This window comes from Psychromonas hadalis ATCC BAA-638 (assembly GCF_000420245.1).
Classification (GTDB): domain Bacteria; phylum Pseudomonadota; class Gammaproteobacteria; order Enterobacterales; family Psychromonadaceae; genus Psychromonas; species Psychromonas hadalis.
Map to the genome: position 1 here is coordinate 1 of NZ_ATUO01000280.1, position 2405 is coordinate 2405.

Sequence of the window (2405 nt, forward strand, 5' to 3'; positions counted from 1 at the left end):
GTCTTTCGCCACGCTAACACGGTAATTATGTTGTATAAAAAAACGCTGTAATAATTCACGAATTTCATGGTGATCATCAACGACTAATAGATGAGGTTGCTGCATTTTTGCTCCTTAGTATGACTTTCTAATAACAAGATTACGCTATTTTGAGGGTTAATTGTGTCAAAGTGTGTCAAAAGCCCCTATTGCCACAAACTATTACAAACTTCCCCTTTTTCGACAAACTCCTGACAAACCTCACTGCTTTAATAGAAGCATACAAGAAGAGAAAAATACTTAGGATCGGCTTCAAAATTACTTGCGCTTTTGTTTTCAAAATAACCAGTAATTTCAGGCTTTTTGAAAATAATTTAGCGCACATTATTGTGTAACGATTCATTAAGGAGATAACAATGATGCACGCTTGGCACGTAATGCCGATGTTCGGCTCTCTATTCCTGATGCTATTTTGGGTTACTTTATTTTTTTTAGTATTGAAAGTCCAACCTTGGCAAAAAAAAAGAGAGAGCAATCTTGAGATTGCAAAACGTCGCTATGCACAGGGCGAAATTGATGAACAAAAATTGAATGAAATAAAAAACAACCTATAACTTATATTAATCTGGAGAAACTTATGAAAACCACAACAATCGGTACAATTTTACTCGCGACTACTCTTACTTTTGCAGGCATCTCTTATGCCGTTGCTGGTAATAGTCACATGAATAAAGGTCAGCAGGGATGCAATAATATGTTTGGCGAATCAGGTCAAAGTATGGGCAATGGCGCGATGAAGCACCGAGGCATGGGTTTTGCACAGTTAGATTTAACGGATGTTCAAAAACAAGAGATGCAAGCCATTATGGCCTTTTCCAAAGGTAAAAACCGCATGAGTGATGCAGATAGAGCCACTCGCCAAGCTGAGATGCAAGCCTTGATGTACAGCGAAACCTTTGATGAACAGAAAGCAAAAGCGTTGATCAGTCAAAAGCAGTCAAAGCATAGTGAAAGAAAACTTGCCATGCTTAAAAACAAACACCAGATGTTTCAACTATTAACCGATGAGCAAAAAACACAATATAGTGAACTTAGAATGCAACATAACGGTAATAAAATGAAGCATTATAACCATTAAAATAGTTCAGAAAACTGCTTGATGGTGTCAAAATCCTGCATATTTTGTGCAGGCTTTTCACTGTCTGGCGTAGCAATACCACGCAAGAAACCAATCCCTGCTTCTTTAGCAACATGGAGTATTTTTTCACTGTCATCAATGAACAGACAACGTGAAAAATCGATCTGTAATTCATCTTCTACTGCCGACCAAAAGCGTACATTCTCTTTGGCAATCTGAACGTCATGACTAGAGATGATTTTTTTGAAATAGGACGTTAATTCAGTTTGTTGCATTTTTAGTTTTACACCACTACGGTGCGCGTTAGTTAGAATATAAGCGGGGATATTAGCCTGTTTCAGTTTTTCCAAAAACCATAAAGTATCACTACGGACCTGAATTTTATGTTTGGTTTTATGTTGCAACGCATGAATATCAAGCCCCAAGGTCGCACACCAATAATCGTAACAGTACCAATCTAAACTGCCCGTTACCTTCTCATACTGTGCATATACATGGCGCTCAGCTTGTTGTAGCGATAAGCCATGCTTCAGTGCATATTGTTGCGGAATAAACTGCAACCAAAAGTGGCTATCGTAATGCAAATCTAACAACGTGCCATCCATATCTAACAGAACAGCATCAACTTCACTCTCAATATACATAAACAGCCTCGATAACTTCCCATTTGAATTGTAAGATAACATAATACATAAAATAGGAGAGCGACAACATGAAACAATTACCCGAAATACTAAAACGCACGTTAGTTGCTAGCAGTCGCTTTTTTAATATTGAAACAGTCTCGCTTAAATTCAGTAATGGTCAGCAGCGTGAGTTTGAGCGCATGCAAGGTTTTAACCAAGGCGCAGTATTAATTGTGCCCTTTTATGACAAAGACACGCTATTGCTTATTCGTGAATATGGTGCCGGCACACACAGTTACGGGTTAGGTTTCCCAAAAGGTTTGATTGATAAGGGAGAAAGCCCTGAAATAGCGGCTAATCGAGAGTTAAAAGAGGAAGTAGGTTTTGGTGCGGCGCGTTTACAACACCTCAAAACAGTGACCATGGCCCCCAGTTATTTTAGCAGTGAGATGCACCTGTTTATGGCATTTGATCTCTACCCAGAAAAATTAAAGGGCGATGAACCAGAAGCACTTGAAGTGATAAAGTGGCCGTTAAATAAAATAGATGAGTTGCTCGCCCGTGATGATTTTCAAGAAGCACGCAGTATTAGCGCGCTTCTGTTGGCAATCAAAACATTAAAATAATCTATTCAGCCCATTTAACGCTGCTACGCGATACGC

General features: G+C 38.9%; 4 protein-coding genes. 3 read left to right on the forward strand and 1 reads right to left on the reverse strand.

Features of this window, described 5'->3' with window-relative positions; genetic code table 11:
• Positions 1-395 precede the first annotated feature (395 nt).
• Both G322_RS0118750 and G322_RS22490 read left to right on the forward strand, forming a co-directional pair.
• The gene (locus G322_RS0118750; RefSeq protein ID WP_022943204.1) at positions 396-593 is read left to right on the forward strand and encodes an SHOCT domain-containing protein; all 198 of its coding nucleotides are present in this window, start codon (positions 396-398) and stop codon (positions 591-593) included.
• A 23-nt stretch (positions 594-616) separates the two neighbouring features.
• Positions 617-1117: a Spy/CpxP family protein refolding chaperone gene (locus G322_RS22490; protein ID WP_022943205.1), complete on the forward strand. Its 501-nt coding sequence runs from the start codon at positions 617-619 to the stop codon at positions 1115-1117.
• Here G322_RS22490 and yrfG read toward each other — a convergent pair.
• A complete protein-coding gene (gene yrfG, locus G322_RS0118760) occupies positions 1114-1761 on the reverse strand; it encodes a GMP/IMP nucleotidase (RefSeq protein ID WP_022943206.1) in 648 nt (215 codons plus the stop codon). The genes G322_RS22490 and yrfG overlap by 4 nt on opposite strands.
• 68 nt (positions 1762-1829) lie before the next feature.
• Here yrfG and nudE point away from each other — a divergent pair, with 68 nt between their 5' ends.
• Complete coding sequence (gene nudE / locus G322_RS0118765) at positions 1830-2369, forward strand: ADP compounds hydrolase NudE (RefSeq protein ID WP_022943207.1); 540 nt, start codon at positions 1830-1832, stop codon at positions 2367-2369.
• Positions 2370-2405 lie beyond the last annotated feature (36 nt).

What these genes read in the sequence shown, in the direction of transcription:
- G322_RS0118750 (WP_022943204.1), top strand. Translation starts at nt 396, where the DNA reads ATGATGCACGCTTGGCACGTAATGCCGATGTTCGGCTCTCTATTCCTG.
- G322_RS22490 (WP_022943205.1), top strand. Translation starts at nt 617, where the DNA reads ATGAAAACCACAACAATCGGTACAATTTTACTCGCGACTACTCTTACT.
- yrfG (WP_022943206.1), bottom strand. Translation starts at nt 1,761, where the DNA reads ATGTATATTGAGAGTGAAGTTGATGCTGTTCTGTTAGATATGGATGGC.
- nudE (WP_022943207.1), top strand. Translation starts at nt 1,830, where the DNA reads ATGAAACAATTACCCGAAATACTAAAACGCACGTTAGTTGCTAGCAGT.